Genomic DNA, 20,639 nt, shown 5'->3' with positions numbered 1-20,639 from the left:
ATCAATCATCAATTATAAAATTACAATCAAATTAAACAAACTTATGAAATTAAAAATTTTACTTATCTGCATTTTAGCTCAGTTTGCTAATTTATATGCTCAAACATCGGTTCCTGAAACCCCAAATTCTGGAAGTATTTCGGGAAAAATTATAGACAAAAAAACAAATGAACCTATTCCTTATGCAACCGTTACAATAAAAGATGACGGTAAAGTTATATCTGGTGGTATAACTAAAGAAAATGGTAATTTTGTTGTAAACAACTTACCTCTAAAAAAACTTTCTGTTGAAATACTTTTTATGGGATATAAAAAATATGTAAACAGCATTACGTTGTCTTTAGAAGATAAAAATCTTAATTTAAAAAACATAGCTCTTGAAGAAGAAGCAACAGAGCTAGGTGAGATTTCTGTTGTAAAAGAAAAATCTACTATTGAACAAAAAATAGATCGAAAAGTAATTAATGTAGGTAAAGATTTAATTTCGGCTGGAGCTACAGCTGGAGAAATCATGAATAATATCCCATCTGTAACTGTAGATCCTCAAACCAATGCAATTAGTTTGCGTGGAAATGAAAATGTAAAAATTCTAATTGATGGTAAACCTACAAATATGACATCGGCTCAGGTTTTACAACAAATACCATCAGCATCAATTAAACAAATTGAATTAATTACAAATCCTTCTGCTAAATATAATCCAGAAGGAATGAGCGGTATTATTAATATTGTTTTAAATAAAAATGCGAAAATTGGTTTCAATGGGAGTGTAAATACTGGAGTTACTTTTGCCAAAACTCCAAAAATTAATTCTTCTTTTGATTTAAATTACAAATCTGGAAAAGTAAATCTTTTTGGTAATTATGGTTTTAATCACGGAAAGCAAGCAAACGGGGGATTCATTCAAAGTTTTGAAAACAATAATAACAATTATCAGAAATTTACTTTTGGTAATAAAAACACTTCCCATTTAGTAAAAATTGGTTTGGATTATTATTTAAACGAAAAAAATACCATTTCAATTTATACTAATCAAAGTAGGTTTTTAGGAGATGGTTTTGGTTCGACCGAAGTTACTTATTTTACTGGATCAAATCCAAATTCACTTCAGTTATTTGATAACGAAAATAAAAACATATCACAAACTTATAATTTAGATTATAAGCATGATTTTAAAAAAGAGGGACATAATATCGAATTAGAAATCAATCATAATATTGATGATGGTCCTGAAAATGCTTATTTTGAAAATCCTAATATTAACAATAGTTCCTATACAAATCAAGTCGAAACTTTAGGAAAAAATACAGTTGTTAATTTAGATTACACCAATCCGTTATCGGAAACCGTAAAATTAGAATTAGGATTAGAAAGTCGAATTGAATCGACAGACAATTCATTTAATGTAAACAACGCTTATAATTCTGCTTTCGATTATAAAAGAACAATACAATCTGCTTATGGAACCTACGGAAAACAATTGGGAAAATGGAGTCTTCAGGCTGGAGCTCGTGTAGAGCAATATAATGTAGATGCTAATTTTAAAAAAATTGCTATCGCTAATCAAAATTTTAAAGACGATATTCTAACTGTTTATCCATCAGCATTTGTTACTTATAATCCTAGCGATATCAACTCATTCAATTTTAATTACTCAAGACGAGTAGACAGGCCAAGTATTGGACAGGTAAATCCTATTCGCGAATGGAGTACACCAACAATAACTTCGGTAGGAAATGCAGAATTGATTCCACAATTTACAAATTCATTTGAATTAAACTATACCCGAAAAACTAAAATTGGAAGTATTACTTCTGGAATTTTTTATAGAAGAATTCAAGATGAAATTACCCGTGTAGTTTATACTGATCCGAATGATGCTACAAGACAAATATTAACCTATTCTAATTTTGACAACAATAATGCTTATGGCATTGAATTATCTGGGAATTTAGATTTTACAAAATGGTGGAGTGTTAATTTTGGTATAGATACTTATTACAAAAAAGTAAAAGGAACTATAGAAAACAATTTACATGTTTTTGAATACACTGAGATAAATGCAACAAACTTTAACGCTCGTATGAATCATAGTTTTAAACTAACTAAAGATTTTCGTTTGCAATGGTTCACTATGTACAGAGGACAAGATAACGGACTACAGTTTACTCGTAAACCAATGTGGAAAACAGATTTAGGTGCAAGTTTAAATGTCTTGAAAGGAAAAGGGACATTAAGCATTCGTTCTAGTGATATTTTTAATGCTATGAAGTTTGAATTTGAAGGAGACAAACCGAATCCATCTGTTGGACAATTTACATGGGAAAGTCAATCTATTTATGTTGGTTTTAATTACAAATTTGGTAGTAGTAAAAACAAAGCATTACAAAGAAAACAAAGAGACAAAAATGAAACCCAAGGAAGTGGTGGGTTATTATAAAAAGCAAAAAGCTCCAAAGAAATTTGGAGCTTTTTTTATGAAAAATTTTAAAAAATTACCATTTAATAATTGCACTTGCCCAAGTAAATCCTGAACCAAAAGCAGCTAAAACAACTGTATCACCTTCTTTAATTTTACCTTGTTCCCAAGCTTCAGTTAAAGCAATAGGAATAGAAGCTGCAGTAGTATTTCCGTATTTTTGAATATTATTGAAAACTTGGTCGTCAGTCAAATTAAATTTCTTTTGTATAAACTGAGAAATTCTCAAATTAGCTTGGTGCGGAATTAGCATGTCTATATCCGAAACTTGCAAATTGTTAGCATTTAAACCCTCATTAATAACTTCACTAAATCGAACTACAGCGTGTTTAAACACAAATTGTCCGTTCATGTAAGGAAAATAACTTTCGTCGTCTGGGTCATTTTCGGCAATAATATCAGAAACCCAACGTCCGCCCATTCCTGGTGACAAAACAGCTAATTCTTTTGCATATTCCCCTTCAGAATGTAAATGTGTAGATAAAACTCCTTTAGTTAAATCTTCCTCTCTACTTAAAACAACTGCTCCTGCTCCATCTCCAAAAATAACCGAAACATTTCGTCCACGAGTGGTCATATCTAAACCCAATGATTGTACTTCTGAAGCAACAACCAAAATATTTTTATACATTCCAGTTTTTATAAACTGATCTGCAACTGAAAGTGCATATATAAATCCAGAACATTGGTTTCTTACATCTAAAGCACCAATAGTTCTTAATCCTAACTCTTTTTGCAATGCTACTCCTGGACCTGGAAAATAATAATCGGGAGAAATGGTAGCAAAAACAATGAAATCTATGTCATCGTTAGCAATTCCTGAACGTTCAATTGCTATTTTTGCAGCTTTTACACCCATCGATGTTGTTGTATCTTCTCCTCTTATAATATGACGACGTTCCTGAATACCAGTACGCTCCTGTATCCACTCATCATTTGTATCAATAATTTTTGCTAAATCGTCGTTTGTAACTATATTGTCTGGAACATAATAACCTAATCCAGTAATTTTAGAATGATACATATTTTATATTTTTATTAAAAATGAGTTTGCAAATTTACACTTATTGTAAAATTAAGCAATTAAAGTTAGTTAGTTTTACTTAATTTGTATAAATAAAAGTTATGGATTATATTATTATTTGTTTATTCGCACTATTAGCTTCAGCTTTAACCTTATTTTCGGGTTTTGGATTGGGAACAATTCTTTTACCAGTTTTTGGATTATTTTTTCCAATAGAAATTGCGGTTGTACTCACAGCATTGGTGCACTTTATGAATAATATTTTTAAACTATTTCTCTTCGGGAAAAAAGCCAATAAAAGTGTTATTTTTAAGTTCGGAATTCCAGCTATTTTATTTGCATTTCTTGGAGCTTATTTATTAAAATTATTAACTCAAATGCAACCTATTTTTCAATATTCTATTTCCGAAAAATCATTTGAAATAATGCCTTTAAAACTTATTATTGGATTATTATTAATCATTTTTTCTTTATTCGATTTTATTCCGAAACTAAAAAACTTAGAATTTGACAAAAAATACTTATCTGTTGGTGGTGTTTTAAGTGGTTTTTTTGGCGGAATTTCTGGTCATCAAGGCGCATTGAGAAGTGCTTTCTTAATTCGTTCTGGATTAAGCAAAGAATCATTTATAGCTACAGGAGTTTTTATTGCTTGTTTAGTTGATGTTTCGAGATTAAGTATTTATATCCCAAAAATAGTGAACAATGAACTTTCATTAAATTACAAATTAGTTCTATTCGCAACACTTTCTGCATTTTTAGGAGTTTATTTTGGTAATAAATTATTACAAAAAACAACCTATAAATCTATTCAGAACATTGTAGCACTCATGTTGCTTGGTTATGGTTTTTTATTAATTTTTGGAATTATTTAAACATTAATTCCTTAATTTTTAAATCTCTTTCAAAAGAAAATGTAGCTGTAATATAGTTGACATAATTATATATTTGAAGTGCTTTATTTGTATATTTTTCTTTTTCAATTTTAATCAAAATATCAGCAAACAGTTCAATATTTGAATAATTAAAACCTTCTTTTTGCGTTAAAAATTCAATAATATTTTCGTCAGAGATCGTATCTAAAATTTCTAAATCAAAATCTAGTAATTCTTTTAATTTAAAATTAACCTCAGAAACTCTTTCAGATAATCCATCATTACTTTTAATTCCTGTTAGCTTTTCTAATATCTTCTTTAAAACAAATCCAAGTTGGTTAATCTGTCTTGTCAAATGATCTTCTTTTCCCATCTTAAACTATTGTTAGTTTTACCTCATCATTGAGATTTAAAATAGAATCATGTTCAAAGAAAATTACTTTTCTATCAAATACAGCTTTAATTAAATATCTACTTCCTTTAAAAAAAGATTGTTTTACAATAGCTTTCAAAATGCCATTTTCTGCAACTTTTAATTGATGTGGATATAACAATACATCTTCATCCTCCCCATCGACAGTAATTAATTGAGATAGTTTCAATTCATTAACTTCTCCAAAAAGGGATGCTACATACTTATTCATGGGATACATATAAACATCTGCAGAAGGTGCTTTGTCAATAATTCTTCCATCTTTCAAAACAATAGTTTCATCGGAAAAAGAAAGTGCATCGGTGCTATCATGTGTAGCAATAAAACAGGTTATACCTCTTGATTTCAGATATGCAAATAAATTACGACGCAAAGCATTTTTTCTAAAATTATCTATATGACTAAAAGGTTCGTCTAGTAATAAAACTTCTGGCTCTAGAGCTATAGCTTTTGCCAGAGCTACTCGTTGCTGTTGCCCGCCGCTTAATAAGCTCACCTTAATCCTAGCAAATTCAGTCATTTCAACTACTTCTAATAATTCTTCAATGCGTAATTTTTTTAGAGCATTAAAAGCATTAGATAAAAATTTTCCAATATTTTCAGAAACAGTTTCATGAGGACTCAGATCGAAATCTTGTGCCATATATTTCATAAATGGCATTCCTGGAATTAAATTGTATTTTGGCCCTAAGACCTCTGCTTCTTTCCAAAATATTTGTCCTTCATCTAAATCATACAATCCATAAATAAGCTTTAGAAGCGTGCTTTTCCCACAACCACTTTCACCTAAAATCGCAATGTTTTGTCCTTGAGTTACAGTAAAATTAATATTCTTAATAATTACTTTATCAGTATAACCAAATGAAATATTTTTAACTTGAAGCATATCTAATTTTAAAAGTACAAACTTACGCTTTTCACAAAAAAAGAACACGATTTCTGTGGAGAAAAAGTGTTCTTAACAAAGAATAAAATAAACTAATTTTACATATATTTTTTATATTCTTGCGTATTTACTCTGGCTTTCAAATCGTGCAACAAGTTATATAATCCAAAAAATGTTCTATTAATATAAAGAAAATGTTTTGAACCTCGATTCCCATTCATTTTTCTTAACTGAGTATCTTTTGTAAATTCTTCACCCATTGTTGCGATAGCTCCAAAGAAATCTTCGTCAGAAAAATCGAAATAATCACCATGAAAAGGTTTGGTAAACAAACTTAATAATCGATAAAAAACATCTGTAAAATAAGTAATTTCTTTTTCGGAATCGTCTGAACGAAGTATTTCTAATTCATATAATTTTTGATTAAAAATTACTGGATTATTAATAATTTCCGGTGTTGCTAATTCAAAATAAGGAATATAAAACTCGTTAGGAACTGCTTTTATACAACCAAAATCGATTGCAATTAAATTAGAATCCTCGTCTATAAGAAAATTTCCTGGATGCGGATCGGCATGAACACGTTTCAAATTATGCATTTGAAACATATAAAAATCCCACATTGTTTGTCCCAACTTATCTCCTTTTTCTCTATTAGTATTGTGAGCAGCGAACTCCGAAAGATGTTCACCTTCCATCCAATCCATTGTTAAGATTTTCTCCGATGATAAATCCGCATAATATTTTGGAAACTTTAAGTTCTCAATATTTTTGCAAGCGTGAGACATTTCTTCGCTTTGTTTTAGCTCTAAAATATAATCGGTTTCTTCTAAAAGTTTGCTCTCAACTTCCTGAAAATATTTTTCTGAATCTTTACCTTTAAGATTAAACATTCTTGTTGCAATTGGTTTTACAAGTGCTAAATCTGAGCTTATACTATCAGCTACGCCTGGATATTGGATTTTTATAGCTAGTTTCTTTCCGTTTTTTGTTGCTTTATGTACTTGACCAATACTTGCTGCATTTACAGAATCGGGGGAAAAAGTATCGTATATTTCTTCAGGAAATTTTCCTAAATATTTTTTAAATGTTTTACGAACTAGTGGTGCTGATAATGCTGGCACCGAAAATTGTGATAGCGAAAATTTATCTACATAGGCTTGCGGCATGATACTTTTGTCCATACTTAGCATTTGAGCTACTTTAAGCGCGCTTCCTTTCAAGTTTTTTAGTCCATCATAAATATCTTCTGCATTATTTTCGTTAAGTTTTTCTTTGGTTAATGAAGGGTTAACTATTTTTTCGCTGTAATAGGATATATAATTTCCACCTACTTTTACTCCTGTTTTTAATAGCTGACTAGCTCGTTCAATTTTTGTTGTAGGGATACTATCTAAGGTTTTCATAGTTAAATCATTTTTTCTTTCCAAAGAAATTTACCCAAATCAAATAGACTTTCTAGTGGTTTAGTATCTAATAAATCGACAACTGTATTTACAGATTTTTCGATAATGATATCTGTTTTTTCAAATGATTTTGAAGTATCATCTAACCAAAATTTTAAGATAAATAAAAACTGAATCCAAGCTCCTTCTGAGAAAACAGGTTTGGTAATTTTTGCTACTTTATCTCTAATTCCTGAATTACTATTTTCTATCATTTTATTAATAAAATCTTTAAAATGACTTCTAAATTCCTTGAAGTCTTTTAGGTTTTTTATTCCTTCTTTGTTTTCTAATAAAGAATAAACAACGTAACTTCTGTTTAAAGTTAATATTTCAAATAATGTAAAATACAAGGACAATAATTTATTTTTATCTGGATAATTAGCATAATTCTCATCTTTTTCGAGAGTTGAAATTGTATTTTCAAAAAACTTAGTCCATATAGATTGTTTTACATCATCAAGAGAACCAAAAAACGAATAAAAATCCGATTCTTCAATATCGTTATTTTTACAAAAAACATATACATTTTTTGTATTGTGGTTATTTTCTAAAACATCATTCATGTATAAACTAATGATTTTATTATCATCAATTATATCTTTTTTTGATTCCTTTTTTTTTGCAGTTGCCATAATCATTTGATTAAATATCTTACACAAAGATAGTTATTGTTTAATTATGAATTAAAAAAGCTAAACAAAACTTATGTTAAATGTCTTTCAAAAAAAATGAAATAAAAAAAGCTGCTTCTTGCGAAACAGCTTCTAAAAATATTACTTTAAAAAACTAGTTACCAGCTTCTTTTTTAGCATCATTTACCATTTTATCATTTGCAGTAATTGCAAATTCTACTCGACGATTTTGAGATTTTCCTTCGGCTGTTTCATTCGAAGCTATAGGATCTCCTTCTCCAAGTCCAGAAGTATTAAAACGAGAACTTGCTAAACCTTTTCCTGATAAATAAGCTTTTACAGAAGCAGCTCTTTGTTGGGATAGTGTCATATTATAATCATCGGCTCCTGAACTATCTGTATAACCATATATTTGAATATCAGTATCTGGGTATTCTGTAAAAACAGTTACTAATTTGTCTAAATTTGCTTTTGCAGTAGTTGTTAGTGTAGATTTATTAGTATCAAAACGAATTGAATTTTCACCCAAAACTAACTTGATTCCTTCCCCTACTCTTTCTACTTTAGCTCCAGGTAAAGTTTCTGAAATTTTTCTAGCTTGTTTATCCATTTTATTACCAATAACACCACCAGCAACACCTCCTATAACACCTCCTAAAACAGCACCCAAAGCTCCATTTCCTCCATTTCCGATGTTATTTCCTAAAACACCTCCAAGTATTGCACCTCCAACAGCTCCAATTGCAGCTCCACGTTGGGTTTTATTTGTGTTTTTTATTGATTCGCAACTTGATAAAACAGTTCCTAAAAGAAACGTAAGCGAAAGTAAGTATATAATTGATTTTCTCATGTTGTATATGTTAGTTTGATTTGTTAAATTGATAAACGATATTCGTCATCTTTCCCCCAATGTTAATATTGTCAATTAATTTGAATGATTCGACAGTTTGATCAGCTACTTTAAGAATGTAACCTTGTTGCATTTTTTTAGCTTTTATTCCTTCAGCTAAAAATTTCAATACAAATTGCCCATCTTTATTTACATACCACTTAATTGGAGAAGCAAAACTAGTACAGTTAGGTTGTGTTAAAGCCATTTCTCCAGAATCATTGTTTGAGATAAATTTCCAAGTACTACCTACAAAACATTTTGAATCTGCCAGGTCAAAAGACGTAATTTTAAACATATCTGAACCTGCATAAGTTACAGATGTAATTGTCCAATTCCCTTTAATCGCTACTTGAGATTTTCTATCAACATTTGTTGCAGCAGCTGGCGCCGGAGTTTTACAAGAAGTAACAACTATAATAAATGTGAATAGTGCAATTATTTTTTTCATTCTATAAAAGTTTTGAATTAATAGTTAACAAAGATACAATTCAAAAAAAACAAAATTGTTTCAAAATTAAATTATTTTTTTTCAAAATTAACACTTACGCCAATTTGTCATTCTAAGCACAATTGGTATTCTATTTGAAAGTCTATTTTTAAAATTAAAACCTTTAAAAAAAACATACAAATATGACAACAGGAAAAATTAATGTTTCGGTAGAAAACATCTTTCCCTTAATCAAGAAATTCTTATACAGCGATCACGAGATTTTCTTGCGTGAGTTAATTTCTAACGGAACCGATGCAACTTTAAAATTAAAACATCTTACAAGTATTGGTGAAACCAAAGTTGAATATGGAAACCCTATCATTGAAGTAAAAATTGATAAAGAAGAAAAAAAAATCCATATTATAGACCAAGGTCTAGGAATGACAGCAGATGAAGTAGAAAAATACATTAATCAAGTGGCATTTTCTGGAGCTGAAGAATTTCTAGACAAATACAAAGATTCTGCCAAAGATTCAGGAATTATTGGTCATTTTGGTTTAGGTTTTTATTCTGCTTTTATGGTTGCAGAGAAAGTTGAAATTATTACAAAGTCTTATAAAAATGAACCAGCTGCCCATTGGACTTGCGACGGAAGCCCTGAGTTTACTTTAGAAGCTGCTGACAAAACTACACGTGGAACTGAAATCATCCTACATATTGCCGAAGATTCTTTAGAGTTTTTAGAAGATTCTAAAATCTCTGGTTTATTAAATAAGTATAATAAATTCATGCCTATTCCAATTAAATTTGGAACTAGAACAGAAAAAATAGAACAGAAAAAAGGAGAAGAAGTTGCTCCCGAAGATAAAGACAACATTTTTACAGAAGTAGAAGTTGACAACATCATTAACAATCCAAATCCAGCTTGGACAAAGCAACCAACAGATTTGACTGATGCTGATTACAAAGATTTTTACCGTGAGGTTTATCCAATGCAGTTTGAAGAGCCTTTATTTCATATTCATTTGAATGTAGACTATCCTTTTAACCTAACTGGAATACTATATTTCCCGAAATTAGGTTCCGATTTACAAATTCAAAAAGATAAAATTCAGTTGTACCAAAATCAGGTATATGTAACCGATAATGTAGAAGGAATTGTTCCTGAATTCCTAATGATGCTTCGTGGTGTGGTAGATTCACCAGACATTCCGTTAAATGTTTCTCGTTCAGGATTGCAAGCAGATGGTGCAGTAAAGAAAATATCTAACTATATTACTCGTAAAGTTGCAGATAAACTAAAAGCTCTATTCACAGAGAACCGTGAAGATTTTGAACAAAAATGGAATGATATAAAAATTGTTTTAGAATACGGAATGCTTTCTGAAGAGAAATTCTACGAAAAAGCAGGCGCTTTTGTTTTGTATCCAACGGTAGATGGTAAATATTTTACTTTAGAAGAGCTAAAAGAAAACCTAAAAGAAAAACAAACCAATAAAGACGGAAAATTAGTCATTTTATATGCAGGAAATGAGGAAGCACAGCATTCTTATATAGAAATTGCTAAAGACAAAGATTACGAAGTTTTGTTATTAGATTCTCCTATCATCTCACATTTAATTCAAAAAATTGAAGGTGATAATCAAGATCTAACTTTTGTTCGTGTCGATTCAGATCATATCGATAATTTGATTAAGAAAGAAGAAACAGCAATTTCTAAATTATCAGACGAAGAAAAAGAGAGCTTAAAAACATCTTTAGAAGCCTTTATACCAAAAGCATATTCTGTGCAACTAGAAGCTTTAGATAGTAATGCTTCTCCGTTTATTATTACACAACCAGAATTTATGCGTCGTATGAAAGAGATGAGTCAGTCTGGCGGTGGTAGTATGTTTGGTATGAGTCATATGCCAGAAATGTACAATTTAGTAGTAAATACAAATTCTGATTTAGCTACTTCAATTTTAAATAACAAAGACAAATCGGCTCAAGAAAACTTGGTAAAACAAGCTTTAGATTTGGCAAAATTGTCTCAAAATTTATTAAAAGGCGAAGAATTAACCGCTTTCGTAAAGAGAAGTTTTGAATTGATTAAGTAATTAGCCAAAAGGCAAAAGTAAAACCTGTAAGTGAAAACTTGCAGGTTTTACTTTTGTTATTTTTGAGAAAGAATAGTGATTAAGTAGCATTCTAAATTCATAAAAAAAATGAACCCATCAAAATCTCAAAATGCAGTAAATGTAATTCTACTAGAATATGAAAAAGTTATTCGTGAGTTACAAAATACGATTGAAGATATTTCACAAAGTGATTTAGCATTTATTATAGATCAGGAAACTAAAAATAAAGATTGTAAATCGATACAAACTATTCTCACACATATTGTAGGCGCTAGTTATTCTTATTGTGTGTATATAGAAAACTCCAGAGGAATTGATAGTAAAAGACCTGAACGAATCAATCGTACAAATGCGATTGATTATAAAAAAGATTTAGATGATGTTATAAAATATACTCAAAAAACATTTTCCAATATTTATGATTCCGAGTTAGAAGTATATGATAATGACAAAAAAATATTAACCTCTTGAGGACAATATTATGATATCGAACAAATCGTAGAACATGCTATTGTAAATATCTTACGTCACAGAAGACAAATTGAAAAATTTAAAACACAACTATAATTCAACCTTTTTTAAAAACACAAAAAAAGACCGAAGTATATCGATCTTTCTTTTCTTGAAGTCTTTCAACTACTTAAAGACTAGGTTTTCCAGCACCGTATCGAGTATCTGATTTATAAAAAACATGCTGTGCAAAACAAGCATAGCTTGATGCATTATGAGAAGCTTGAACAGCAGTAATAGTTGCATACTGAGGGCCATGCTCATAAAATTCATTTAAATTATTTGACATACTATCAACATAATGAATTGGTTCATGAGAAATCATTGCCGTTTGACATAATGGTCCAAATTTTGCAAAGGTTTCTGTAATATTTATAGTTCCGTTAAAAAAGGCGTAAGCTGGATAAGGAATTCCACTAGCATCTACTCCTCCATCAGCAATAGACTCTGCTTTAGTCCTCCCACGAACCAAATCAGAACTTTTATTTAAAGTTGTTACCATTTTATCAAAATTAGTATTAATCTGATCCAAATGTATCAACTTAGTTGCTGTAGGCATTGAAGTAGAAATATGAAAATGCACATTCAAAGCAGCCTCAAAGACAGTTTTATCCCCAATAAAAGGTTTCCCTGTCTTTAAAAAATTAATATATGATTTAACTTGTGGTCTAGTAACATTTAACCATTCAAAAGATTTTTTCTTAGCAATACCAAATTGAATTAACTCCTGTAATAAAGGCCAATTTCCTGAAATAGGACTAACTGCTTCGATAGTTTCAGTAGCCCAATTGTATCTTGCATATTGGTTTCCTTTAAAAAAATACAATTTTCCCGCATATTTACCTTCACCATTCAATACAGCATCAAAGCCTGACGAAAAAGAAGCTGGCAACTTCCATGCAGAAATATTTTGAGGGTAACCTGAATCTACTGAATCATTTGCCCAATCATAACGAATATATTGATTTCCTTTAAAAAAATAAGCTTTACCAGCATATTTACCCACTCCATTTACAGCGGCATCAATTCCAGTTGCAAAAGTACCAGGAAATCCCCAAGCGCTTACATCTCCTGGATATCCCGCATCCATAGCATCATTTTTCCAATCGTAACGATAATATTTTGAACCTATAAAAAAGTAAGCTTTACCAGCATACTCAGCTTGCCCATTTATAGCTGCATCTATATTTTTCCCCATAGGTAACCCCCATAGCGAATTATCCATCGGATAACCATCTACAGCACGGTCAGTATCCCAATCATAGCGATTATATCTATCCCCATTAAAAAAATAAGCTCTTCCGGCGTAAGCTTCCTGCCCTTCTAAAATAGCATGTATAAAGTTTGATTTCATGTTTTTTTATTTAATAATTAAATTGTATCAAATTGAAATACAAATTTTAGCTTTATTACAATAAAACAAAAGAGGTTATTTCCCCTATTCCAATAGGTTATTTTGCCCATTTTTAACAACAAATAATTGATTACAAGCCATTTAATTTATATAAATAAAAACTTATTTCCTCAAATTAGTTACAGCTCATGTTCATTTAAGTAATTTTAAAATAAATTTTAAACCTTTTCAATTTTAAATAGTCTTACTTATAAAAATATATAGATTATGAAAAAAATAACCACTCTCCTATTTGTCTTTCTAGGAATTGCATTAGGTTTTGCTCAAGAAAATGATTCACCAGAATTTACTGGAGATAATTTTAGTTTAGAAGGAGCTCTAGCCATTTTTAAAAAATCGAATTCATTAGAAGAATTCGAGAAGCTCATTAACGAGGAAAATAACAATGTAAACAATCTCGATTTAAATAATGACGGGAACATCGATTATATAAATGTAGATGATATTAAAGAAAACGACACTCATGTTATTGTTCTAAGTACTTATTTGAGTGAAAGCGAAAAACAAGACATCGCAACAATTGGTATCGAAAAAACAGGAAACGAAGAAGCAACCTTACAAATAGATGGTGACAACGAATTATATGCCGAGAACACTATTGTAGAACCTTTTGATACTCAAGATTCGATAGACAAATCCAAATCTGGTCCAGCTATGCCAGAGATTATTACAACTAATGTTATGGTAAATGTCTGGTTTTGGCCAAGTGTTCGTTTTATTTATTCTCCAAGATATGTAGTTTGGGTTTCACCACACCGTTGGGGATTTTATCCAAGATGGTGGAAACCTTGGAGACCATACCGTCATGCAATATTTTATACAAGATGCGCACCTCATCGTGTATATTATCATAGAACTCCAACACCTCGTGTTTTTGTAGCAAGAAAAGTATATTCACCAAGAAGACATTCCTCTACACTAATTGTTAAAAATCGCCGAGGAACAACGGTAATTCATAAAAACAAACGTGGTAATGTAAAAGCAGTAAAAGTTTCAAGACGAGGAAGACGCTAATTTAAACTTCTCATTATGAACAATAACACACTCTGGTCATTGCGGCTGGGATTTTCTAATCAGCAAGCTCAAACCATTTCGGGTTTGGGTTTGCAAAAATTCTTAGAAAAATCATTTCAGACAAAATACGATTCACAAATTCCTACTTTTTTAGACAAAAGCCCAAAATCATTTACAGAGTTGCGTGAAATCCGCCAAAAAATAAAATCTGATCCTGAGGGTACAAAAGAAATGCTTAAAAAAGAGGTGCAAGTTTCTAATGAGATGAAAGCTTGGTGGATTAAAAAAATGATGACTAATGAGTTTCCACTTCAAGAAAAAATGACCTGCTTCTGGCACAATCATTTTGTGTCTACATATCAGAAAGTGAAGGTAAATTATTGGGTTTTTCAGCACAATCAGTTATTGCGAGAAAATGCTTTTGGCAATTTTAAAGAACTCACTAAAAAAGTTTTGAAGAGTAATGCCATGGTTCGTTATCTTGATAATGTAGATAACCGAAAAAATAAACTTAATGAGAATTTAAGTCGAGAATTATTAGAGTTATTTACACTCGGAATTGGAAATTATACCGAAAGTGATATTAAAAATGGAGCGAAAGCCTTAGCGGGTATGGGAATTGGCGAAAACGAAGCACAATATCGTCCCATTTTTGAAGACAATGATACTATAACTTATTTAGGAAAAACAGGAAATTTTAAAGCAGATGATTTAGTAGATATTATTTTCGAGCAAAAAAACACGTCTTATTTTATTACACAAAAAATCTTAAAATGGTTTATTTATGATAATCCATCAACTGAATTAATTACTTATTATGGTAATTATTTCAAGAAAATGAACTTCGAAATCAAACCTTTATTAACTAAAATTTTTACCGAAGAATTTACTAAAAAAACAGCGGGTTCAAAAATAAAAAATCCGTTAGAATATAGTTTACAGCTTATTTCAGAATTAAATATCGAATTAGAAAATCCAAAAATATTAGTTTTATTTCTTCGAGAACAAGGAATGGATTTATTTAATCAACCCAATGTAAAAGGTTGGGTTGGCGGGAATTCTTGGCTCACCTCGCAAGTGTATTTGCAACGAAATAATGTTGCTGATTTGTTTTGTAGTGGTCGAACTATTAATAGAAAAATGTTTAAAGCCGAAGAAAAAGACAATGAAGTACTTTTCCAGAAAATAAACATTAAACTCGATTGGAATAAAAGCGGAAACAACAAACAAATCATTACCGAATTAAAAGACAGATTGTTATTTGATACAGATGAAAATACACAACAAGATTTCGAAAAAATATTAAAATATGATTTCGATTCTACTACTGAAGGTTCTGAAAATGCGGTTTTACGATTGTTTAATGCCATGGTAAAAACTCCTGAATACCAATTAATTTAAAACTAAAATCATGAACAGAAGAAACTTTCTCTCACTTACAGGAACTTTTACTGGCGGTGCTTTGTTGTTACCCGATTTTTTGTTTGCATTTGGTTCTCAACAAAATCTAGTTATTGGAGAACAATGTTTAGTTTTTGTTCAATTAAATGGTGGAAACGATGGCTTAAATACTTTTATCCCGTTCCAGAATCCTTTGTATTATGATTTGCGCCCAAAGATAGCTTTATCAAAAAACGAAGTCATTAGTGCTACACAAGGAATGGCTTTTCATCCTGCTTTAAAAAGTTTTGCAACAATGCAACAAAACGGTGATTTGGCTGTGATTCAAAATGTGGGTTATCCTGAACCTATTCGTTCCCATTTTCGAAGTCAAGAAATTTGGCAAACAGGCTCGGCTTCTAATCAGTATTTAGATGACGGTTGGTTGGGGCGTTATTTAGATTTACAATGCAAAGAACATCAGCCGACGGCTGGAATTAATCTAGATTCGATAGATAATTTAGCACTCAAAGGGCAAGAACCAAATTCGATTACAGTAAAAGATCCAAATCGATTTAAAGTAAATAAAAACAATGATGATTCAGTTCAATTATCTACTAATCCGCAGTTGGATTTTGTTCGAAAAATAGCAAATTCGGTTACAGAAGGCTCGGACGAAATTCAGAAAGCATTGGCAAAATCGACATCGGAAGTGAGTTATCCAAAAACTGGATTGTCTAAAAATTTAGAATGGATTGCAAGATTAATAAAAGGAAATTTGAATTCGAAAGTGTATTATACTTCCCTCGGAGGATTCGATACGCATGACAATCAATTGGCTATTCACAATAACAAACTTTCTGAATTGAACGATGCAATTTTTAGCTTTTATACTGATTTAAAAAATGCCAAGCTCATGCAAAATGTAACTATTGTAGTTTTTTCTGAGTTTGGTCGCCGTGTAAAAGACAATGGAAAAGGAACCGATCACGGAACTGCTGCTCCTATGTTTATTATTGGTGGAAGCAATAAAGGAAAAGTAATCGGAAATAATCCTAATCTTTCTGACTTAGACAATGGAGATTTAAAACATGAAACCGATTTTAGAAGTGTATATGCTTCATTATTAGAAAACAAATTAAATTTTGATGCAACAAAAATTGGGATTCAAAATAAAAAAATGGAAGGTTTATTTTAAAAAAATGCTAATTCACAACATACCAGAAAGGAAAAAGACAAATGCCAAATATTTGTATATCTTTGATTTTATAAGCATAATTAAATAGATGTAGCCACAAATACAAACGAAATGAATGCATTAGAAAAAGAAAAAACCACACGAATATTTGGACTAGATGTGATTCGTGCACTTGCTATTTTGCTAGTTTTATTTTCGCATGCATATTATTTAATAGACAGTTCAAATCCTATGGTGATTTCACTGAGTGGATTGTCAGGTTTTGCAGGAGTTGAATTATTCTTTGTGTTAAGTGGTTATCTAATAGGTTCAATATTATTACGACAATATATTACTGATAATTTTTCTTTACAAAGTATTTTTATTTTCCTAAAAAGACGTTGGTTTCGTACATTACCTAATTACTATTTGATACTTTTAATAAATTTAGGAATCGCTTTTTTTCTAGGTTATCCTTCCCAAAATTGGTATAAATATTTTTTCTTTTTTCAGAATTTTAAAACATATTCGATTAGTTTTTTTTCAGAATCATGGAGTTTATCAGTAGAAGAATGGACTTATATCCTATTACCCTTTAGTTTATTTTTTGTATTAAAATTTGGAAATAAATTGTCTAAAAAATGGACATTTTTATCTACAATTCTTTTATTGATTGTTTTAGCACATATTCTCCGCTATTTTAATATGAAAAACAGCAATATTACCAATATGGAAATTTGGAATACAAATCTAAAATCGATAGTAATTTATCGTTTCGATACTATACTTTATGGTGTTTTATTAGCTTGGTTGCATCTGTTTTATGCTCATTTTTTAGATAAATATAGAGTCTATTTTCTAATTTTAGCAGCGCATTTATTTGTCTTACAATTTGTAATTTTAAATGTTTTAGAAGTCGATATTATATCCTGTCCAGTGTATTTTTTAGTTTTCTATTTTACCCTTTCGTCAATGATTTTCTTTTTGACACTCCCTTATTTTATTTTTTGGAAAAATTCACAATCTATATTTTTCACAAGCGTTACTTTTATAAGCAAAACGTCTTATGCAGTATATTTAATTCATTATAGTATTGTAATTGTGATTTTTAAATATATTCTTAATCAGCTTTCGTATAAATTAGCATCAAGTTTAATTTTATTAATTTATTTTGGAATTACCTTTTCGTTGTCCTATATTTTATATCGATTCTACGAAAAACCAATCATGAATTTACATGATAAGAATTAAGAATTATTTAAAATTAATGTTCAATAATTCATTTTTGATAATAATAACAATACAAAAACTAGCTTTTCGTAAATTATTAGAATTGAACAATATATTCCTTTAAATATTTTTTAATAATATATCGTTTTCGTAAATTCGCATCACGAATATTCACACAAGCATCAGCGAACTGAGAAAGTAAATAAACGATAAACCGAATAAACATAGAAATTATGGCTTTTGATATTGAAATGATTGAAAAAATGTATGCAAATATGGCCTCTCGTGTAGATAAAGCACGCGAATTAGTAGGTCGTCCTCTTACATTAACAGAAAAAATTCTATATGCTCACCTTTGGGACGGAACACCTTCTAGTGTTTTTACAAGAGGTAAAGATTATGTAGATTTTGCTCCAGATAGAGTTGCTTGTCAAGATGCAACAGCACAAATGGCATTATTGCAGTTTATGCACGCAGGAAAAAGTAAAGTTGCTGTACCTACAACAGTACATTGTGATCACTTGATTCAAGCAAAAGATGGTGCAAAAACAGATTTAGCTTTTGCTAATTCACAATCTAAAGAAGTTTTCGATTTTCTTTCTTCTGTTTCAAATAAATATGGAATTGGTTTCTGGAAACCAGGATCAGGAATTATTCACCAAATCGTTTTAGAAAATTATGCATTTCCTGGAGGAATGATGATTGGTACCGATTCTCATACCGTAAATGCTGGTGGATTAGGAATGCTAGCTATTGGAGTTGGTGGAGCTGATGCAGTAGATGTAATGTCTGGAATGTCTTGGGAATTAAAATTTCCTAAACTTATTGGAGTAAAACTAACAGGAAAATTAAACGGTTGGTCATCACCAAAGGATGTTATTCTAAGAGTAGCAGATATCCTTACTGTAAAAGGAGGAACTGGTGCTGTTGTTGAATATTTTGGCGAAGGTGCAATAAATATGTCATGTACTGGAAAAGGTACAATTTGTAATATGGGTGCCGAAATTGGAGCAACAACTTCAACATTTGGTTACGATGACTCGATGAGAAGATATTTAGCAGCAACTGGTCGTCAAGACGTAGTAAATGCAGCGGATAAAGTTGCCGATTATTTAACAGGTGATAATGAAGTTTATGCAGATCCTGCAACATATTTCGATCAAGTTATAGAAATTAATTTATCTGAATTAGAACCATATATCAACGGACCATTTACACCAGATAGAGGAACACCAGTTTCTAAAATGAAAGAAGAAGCGGCTGCAAATGGCTGGCCAATAAAAGTAGAATGGGGATTAATAGGTTCTTGTACTAACTCTTCTTACGAAGATATGTCACGTGCTGCTTCTATAGTAGAGCAAGCTGTAGCACATGGAATTTCTCCAAAAGCAGAATTCGGAATAAATCCAGGTTCAGAACAAATTCGTTATACAATCGAAAGAGATGGAATCATCGCAACTTTCGAAAAAATGGGAACTAAAGTATTTACAAATGCTTGTGGACCATGTATCGGACAATGGGATAGAGCTGGAGCAGATAAAGGAGAAAAAAATACCATTGTTCACTCGTTTAATCGTAACTTTTCTAAAAGAGCCGATGGTAATCCAAATACACACGCTTTTGTAACTTCACCAGAAATGGTTGCTGCATTAGCAATTTCAGGGAGATTAGATTTTAATCCATTGACCGACTCTTTATTAAATGATAAAGGAGAAATGGTAAAATTATTACCTCCAAAAGGTGATGAATTACCATCTAAAGGATTTGATGTAGAAGACGCAGGTTTTCAAGCACCAGCTGAAGATGGTTCAGGAGTACAAGTTGCAGTTTCTGAAACATCAGATCGTTTGCAATTACTAGCTCCTTTTGCCGCTTGGGACGGAAAAAACATTATGGGTGCCAAGTTATTAATTAAAGCTTTTGGAAAATGTACCACTGACCATATTTCTATGGCTGGACCTTGGTTGCGTTTCCGTGGACATTTAGATAACATCTCAAATAATATGTTAATTGGTGCGGAAAATGCTTTTAACCAAAAAGCAAATTCAGTTAAAAATCAATTAACAGGTGCATACGATACTGTTCCTGCAGTAGCAAGAGCTTATAAAGCGGCTGGAATTTCTTCGGTTGTTGTTGGTGATCAAAATTACGGAGAAGGATCTTCGAGAGAACATGCAGCAATGGAGCCAAGATTTTTAGGTGTAAAAGCGGTTTTGGTTAAATCATTCGCTCGTATTCACGAAACAAATTTGAAAAAACAAGGAATGTTAGGTCTTACTTTTGCTAATGAAGCAGATTACGATAAAATTCAAGAAGACGATACAATTAACTTTACAGATTTAGTTGATTTTGCTCCTGGAAAACCATTAACATTAGAATTTGTTCATGCTGATGGATCGAAAGATATTATTTTAGCAAACCATACTTACAATGATAGTCAAATTGGTTGGTTTGTAGCTGGTTCTGCATTAAACTTAATTGCTGCTGGTAAAGCATAAATTTGAACAATTTGATTTTATTAAAAGACTGCTCATAAAGCAGTCTTTTTTTTATAAAAATATTTGTGTTTTTTAGCAATATGACAATTATCATTTCTTTTAATTTTTGGATACTTTATTTTTGACGTGTAAATTACACTTATGTCAGTTTCTTTAATTCAAAAATATAATGTTCCTGGTCCAAGATATACCAGCTA

General features: G+C 30.7%; 17 protein-coding genes. 9 read left to right on the top strand and 8 right to left on the bottom strand.

The genetic code is table 11. The features are described from left to right. The first annotated feature begins 43 nt into the window (after positions 1 to 43). Complete coding sequence (locus ACKVOV_RS08530; RefSeq protein ID WP_409206337.1) at positions 44 to 2,440, top strand: TonB-dependent receptor domain-containing protein; 2,397 nt, start codon at positions 44 to 46, stop codon at positions 2,438 to 2,440. 55 nt (positions 2,441 to 2,495) lie between these two features. On the opposite strand, the gene ACKVOV_RS08525 is transcribed toward ACKVOV_RS08530, so the two are convergent. Next, positions 2,496 to 3,503 carry a 3-oxoacyl-ACP synthase III family protein gene (locus tag ACKVOV_RS08525; RefSeq protein ID WP_409206336.1) on the bottom strand — a complete coding sequence of 336 codons (1,008 nt, stop codon included), beginning with the start codon at positions 3,501 to 3,503 and terminating at the stop codon, positions 2,496 to 2,498. Positions 3,504 to 3,604: 101 nt separating this feature from the next. Here ACKVOV_RS08525 and ACKVOV_RS08520 point away from each other — a divergent pair, with 101 nt between their 5' ends. After that, positions 3,605 to 4,378 (top strand): TSUP family transporter, encoded by a 774-nt coding sequence (locus ACKVOV_RS08520; RefSeq protein WP_409206335.1) that lies wholly within the window; start codon positions 3,605 to 3,607, stop codon positions 4,376 to 4,378. Here the strand turns inward: ACKVOV_RS08520 and ACKVOV_RS08515 are convergent. From ACKVOV_RS08515 to ACKVOV_RS08490, 6 genes are all read right to left on the bottom strand, one after another. Further along, a complete protein-coding gene (locus ACKVOV_RS08515; RefSeq protein WP_409206334.1) occupies positions 4,371 to 4,751 on the bottom strand; it encodes a hypothetical protein in 381 nt (126 codons plus the stop codon). The two genes, ACKVOV_RS08520 and ACKVOV_RS08515, sit on opposite strands and share 8 nt — an antisense overlap. Position 4,752: 1 nt before the next feature. After that, entirely contained in the window at positions 4,753 to 5,697 is a 945-nt protein-coding gene (locus ACKVOV_RS08510) for an ABC transporter ATP-binding protein (RefSeq protein ID WP_409206333.1), read from the bottom strand. Between the two features lie 98 nt (positions 5,698 to 5,795). Further along, positions 5,796 to 7,103, bottom strand: a complete 1,308-nt coding sequence (locus ACKVOV_RS08505) for an ABC1 kinase family protein (protein ID WP_409206332.1) — start codon at positions 7,101 to 7,103, stop codon at positions 5,796 to 5,798. A gap of 2 nt (positions 7,104 to 7,105) precedes the next feature. Continuing rightward, positions 7,106 to 7,777 carry a TetR family transcriptional regulator C-terminal domain-containing protein gene (locus tag ACKVOV_RS08500; RefSeq protein WP_409206331.1) on the bottom strand — a complete coding sequence of 224 codons (672 nt, stop codon included), beginning with the start codon at positions 7,775 to 7,777 and terminating at the stop codon, positions 7,106 to 7,108. A 154-nt stretch (positions 7,778 to 7,931) separates the two neighbouring features. Beyond that, positions 7,932 to 8,627 (bottom strand): OmpA family protein, encoded by a 696-nt coding sequence (locus tag ACKVOV_RS08495; RefSeq protein WP_409206330.1) that lies wholly within the window; start codon positions 8,625 to 8,627, stop codon positions 7,932 to 7,934. Between the two features lie 10 nt (positions 8,628 to 8,637). Further along, on the bottom strand, positions 8,638 to 9,117 hold the full coding sequence (locus tag ACKVOV_RS08490) for a lipocalin family protein (protein WP_409206329.1): 480 nt from the start codon (positions 9,115 to 9,117) through the stop codon (positions 8,638 to 8,640). Between the two features lie 182 nt (positions 9,118 to 9,299). Here ACKVOV_RS08490 and htpG point away from each other — a divergent pair, with 182 nt between their 5' ends. Both htpG and ACKVOV_RS08480 read left to right on the top strand, forming a co-directional pair. Beyond that, the gene (gene htpG, locus ACKVOV_RS08485; RefSeq protein WP_409206328.1) at positions 9,300 to 11,198 is read left to right on the top strand and encodes a molecular chaperone HtpG; all 1,899 of its coding nucleotides are present in this window, start codon (positions 9,300 to 9,302) and stop codon (positions 11,196 to 11,198) included. A 108-nt stretch (positions 11,199 to 11,306) separates the two neighbouring features. Further along, the gene (locus tag ACKVOV_RS08480) at positions 11,307 to 11,690 is read left to right on the top strand and encodes a DinB family protein (protein ID WP_409206327.1); all 384 of its coding nucleotides are present in this window, start codon (positions 11,307 to 11,309) and stop codon (positions 11,688 to 11,690) included. 169 nt (positions 11,691 to 11,859) lie between these two features. Here the strand turns inward: ACKVOV_RS08480 and ACKVOV_RS08475 are convergent, their stop codons facing one another. Next, the gene (locus ACKVOV_RS08475) at positions 11,860 to 13,083 is read right to left on the bottom strand and encodes a hemopexin repeat-containing protein (protein ID WP_409206326.1); all 1,224 of its coding nucleotides are present in this window, start codon (positions 13,081 to 13,083) and stop codon (positions 11,860 to 11,862) included. A gap of 267 nt (positions 13,084 to 13,350) precedes the next feature. On the opposite strand from ACKVOV_RS08475, the gene ACKVOV_RS08470 reads away from it, so the two are divergent. The 5 genes from ACKVOV_RS08470 to ACKVOV_RS08450 all read left to right on the top strand — a co-directional run bounded on the left by ACKVOV_RS08470 (position 13,351) and on the right by ACKVOV_RS08450 (position 20,442). Then, positions 13,351 to 14,157: a hypothetical protein gene (locus tag ACKVOV_RS08470; protein ID WP_409206325.1), complete on the top strand. Its 807-nt coding sequence runs from the start codon at positions 13,351 to 13,353 to the stop codon at positions 14,155 to 14,157. 15 nt (positions 14,158 to 14,172) lie between these two features. After that, positions 14,173 to 15,558: a DUF1800 domain-containing protein gene (locus ACKVOV_RS08465; protein ID WP_409206324.1), complete on the top strand. Its 1,386-nt coding sequence runs from the start codon at positions 14,173 to 14,175 to the stop codon at positions 15,556 to 15,558. Between the two features lie 10 nt (positions 15,559 to 15,568). Continuing rightward, on the top strand, positions 15,569 to 16,735 hold the full coding sequence (locus tag ACKVOV_RS08460) for a DUF1501 domain-containing protein (protein ID WP_409206323.1): 1,167 nt from the start codon (positions 15,569 to 15,571) through the stop codon (positions 16,733 to 16,735). Between the two features lie 111 nt (positions 16,736 to 16,846). Then, positions 16,847 to 17,965 carry an acyltransferase family protein gene (locus ACKVOV_RS08455; RefSeq protein WP_409206322.1) on the top strand — a complete coding sequence of 373 codons (1,119 nt, stop codon included), beginning with the start codon at positions 16,847 to 16,849 and terminating at the stop codon, positions 17,963 to 17,965. A gap of 212 nt (positions 17,966 to 18,177) precedes the next feature. Then, a complete protein-coding gene (locus ACKVOV_RS08450) occupies positions 18,178 to 20,442 on the top strand; it encodes an aconitate hydratase (RefSeq protein ID WP_409206321.1) in 2,265 nt (754 codons plus the stop codon). Positions 20,443 to 20,639 lie beyond the last annotated feature (197 nt).

This window comes from Flavobacterium sp. (genome assembly GCF_046153165.1).
Classification (GTDB): domain Bacteria; phylum Bacteroidota; class Bacteroidia; order Flavobacteriales; family Flavobacteriaceae; genus Flavobacterium.
This window is presented reverse-complemented; position numbering and strand designations above follow the sequence as displayed.

What these genes read in the sequence shown, in the direction of transcription:
- ACKVOV_RS08515 (WP_409206334.1), bottom strand. Translation starts at nt 4,751, where the DNA reads ATGGGAAAAGAAGATCATTTGACAAGACAGATTAACCAACTTGGATTT.
- ACKVOV_RS08465 (WP_409206324.1), top strand. Translation starts at nt 14,173, where the DNA reads ATGAACAATAACACACTCTGGTCATTGCGGCTGGGATTTTCTAATCAG.
- ACKVOV_RS08475 (WP_409206326.1), bottom strand. Translation starts at nt 13,083, where the DNA reads ATGAAATCAAACTTTATACATGCTATTTTAGAAGGGCAGGAAGCTTAC.
- ACKVOV_RS08460 (WP_409206323.1), top strand. Translation starts at nt 15,569, where the DNA reads ATGAACAGAAGAAACTTTCTCTCACTTACAGGAACTTTTACTGGCGGT.
- ACKVOV_RS08470 (WP_409206325.1), top strand. Translation starts at nt 13,351, where the DNA reads ATGAAAAAAATAACCACTCTCCTATTTGTCTTTCTAGGAATTGCATTA.
- ACKVOV_RS08520 (WP_409206335.1), top strand. Translation starts at nt 3,605, where the DNA reads ATGGATTATATTATTATTTGTTTATTCGCACTATTAGCTTCAGCTTTA.
- ACKVOV_RS08480 (WP_409206327.1), top strand. Translation starts at nt 11,307, where the DNA reads ATGAACCCATCAAAATCTCAAAATGCAGTAAATGTAATTCTACTAGAA.
- ACKVOV_RS08455 (WP_409206322.1), top strand. Translation starts at nt 16,847, where the DNA reads ATGAATGCATTAGAAAAAGAAAAAACCACACGAATATTTGGACTAGAT.
- ACKVOV_RS08450 (WP_409206321.1), top strand. Translation starts at nt 18,178, where the DNA reads ATGGCTTTTGATATTGAAATGATTGAAAAAATGTATGCAAATATGGCC.
- ACKVOV_RS08510 (WP_409206333.1), bottom strand. Translation starts at nt 5,697, where the DNA reads ATGCTTCAAGTTAAAAATATTTCATTTGGTTATACTGATAAAGTAATT.
- ACKVOV_RS08530 (WP_409206337.1), top strand. Translation starts at nt 44, where the DNA reads ATGAAATTAAAAATTTTACTTATCTGCATTTTAGCTCAGTTTGCTAAT.
- htpG (WP_409206328.1), top strand. Translation starts at nt 9,300, where the DNA reads ATGACAACAGGAAAAATTAATGTTTCGGTAGAAAACATCTTTCCCTTA.
- ACKVOV_RS08490 (WP_409206329.1), bottom strand. Translation starts at nt 9,117, where the DNA reads ATGAAAAAAATAATTGCACTATTCACATTTATTATAGTTGTTACTTCT.
- ACKVOV_RS08525 (WP_409206336.1), bottom strand. Translation starts at nt 3,503, where the DNA reads ATGTATCATTCTAAAATTACTGGATTAGGTTATTATGTTCCAGACAAT.
- ACKVOV_RS08505 (WP_409206332.1), bottom strand. Translation starts at nt 7,103, where the DNA reads ATGAAAACCTTAGATAGTATCCCTACAACAAAAATTGAACGAGCTAGT.
- ACKVOV_RS08500 (WP_409206331.1), bottom strand. Translation starts at nt 7,777, where the DNA reads ATGGCAACTGCAAAAAAAAAGGAATCAAAAAAAGATATAATTGATGAT.
- ACKVOV_RS08495 (WP_409206330.1), bottom strand. Translation starts at nt 8,627, where the DNA reads ATGAGAAAATCAATTATATACTTACTTTCGCTTACGTTTCTTTTAGGA.